The sequence below is a fragment of the Myxococcus sp. AB036A genome (assembly GCF_006547355.1).
In the GTDB taxonomy this organism is placed as follows: Bacteria; Myxococcota; Myxococcia; order Myxococcales; family Myxococcaceae; genus Myxococcus; species Myxococcus virescens.
Window position 1 is genome coordinate 1 of record NZ_VHLC01000234.1, and the last position, 516, is coordinate 516.

1 protein-coding gene is annotated in these 516 nt (G+C 68.6%); it reads right to left on the reverse strand.

The annotated features are described in order from the left end of the window. Positions 1-110: 110 nt before the first annotated feature. Positions 111-516: PleD family two-component system response regulator (locus FL344_RS38240; RefSeq protein WP_141621955.1), on the reverse strand; the 406-nt coding region annotated here is incomplete at its 5' end.

Sequence of the window (516 nt, forward strand, 5' to 3'; positions counted from 1 at the left end):
TCCTTCCCCCGTCGGAGGGGGAGGCCCGGTGGGCGCTCCGTCCTCGGGAGGCAGGTGGCGCGGCCTCGGGGGGCACGCGCCAGGAGGGGCCGCGACGCGGCCCCGGGGGACTACTCGTTACCGGTGGGCATCAGCTCCTTGGCCACCAGGTTGCCCATCACCGCGTCCTTGGGGATGTAGCCGTCGGCGCCCGCCTCGCGGCAGATGCGCTGCAACTCCTCGACGTTCTCACCCGAGCACAGCAGCACCTTGATGCCCTTGAAGAGGCTGTTGCTCTTGATGAAGCGGCAGAACTGCTCGCCGTTCACGTTGGGCATGCGCACGTCCAGCAGCACCAGGTCCGGGCGCGTCTGCTTCTTGAGGATGATCTTCGTGGCCTTGTCGGCGGTGTCCGCGACGTGGACCTCGAAGCCCTTGGCCACCAGGTCCGCTTCGATGATGCGGGCCGTCATCTCGCTGTCATCCACGATGAGGATGCGCGGCTTGCGCCCGCCCGTGGTGGGCGCGGGTTTGAGG